General features: G+C 39.8%; 1 protein-coding gene. It reads right to left on the reverse strand.

Annotated elements, in window-relative coordinates; translation table 11 throughout:
* A partial coding sequence (locus tag AC1DPZ_RS28255; protein ID WP_477409794.1) for an RNB domain-containing ribonuclease occupies window positions 1-835 on the reverse strand: 835 nt, incomplete at both ends.

Consider the following 835-nt stretch of genomic DNA (forward strand, 5'->3'; position numbering starts at 1 on the left):
GCTGCAAACTGTGCAAAGTTTGCCAAAGCCTCTGGTTTAGGCGAATCGTGTGTGCGGTAAACAAAGGTGTATTTATGCTTTCCTTTACCCATTTTACTCACGTACTCGGCTACCTTTCGGTTAGCCAGCAACATAAAATCTTCAATAAGTTTATGGGCATCCTTGCGTTCTTTTACATATACACCTGTGGGTTTGCCCGTTTTATCAAGTTTGAATTTAACCTCGGTAGTTTCAAAACTAATTGCACCATTTCTAAACTTACGATCGCGCAGTTTATACGCCAATGCATTTAGTTTTAGTATTTCATTTTTAAAATCACCCTCCCCGCTTTCAATAACTTCCTGAACTTCTTCGTAAGTAAAACGCCTATCCGAGTAGATAATGGTTTTACCATACCATTCGTTGATAATATAAGCATTCTCATCCAACTCAAACACTGCCGAAAAGCAGAGTTTTTCTTCTTTGGGACGCAGCGAACACAGGCCATTTGATAAACGTTCCGGCAACATCGGTATTACTCTATCTACAAGGTAAACCGATGTAGCACGTTCCAATGCTTCTTTATCCAAAGCAGAGTCCGGTATGATATAATGCGAAACATCGGCAATATGAACGCCTACTTCATAGTTGCCATTATCAAGTATTTTGTAAGATAAAGCGTCGTCAAAGTCTTTAGCATCAAAAGGATCTATAGTGAAGGTTGTAATGTCCCTGAAATCTCTCCTTCTTGCAATTTCTTCTTTGGTAATAACATCAGATATTTTTTCCGACTCATGCTCAACCTCTGCCAGAAACGAAAGGGGAAAGCCGTATTCGGCAAGGATGGCATTCATTT

Source organism: Mucilaginibacter sp. P4_G9 (assembly GCF_056400985.1).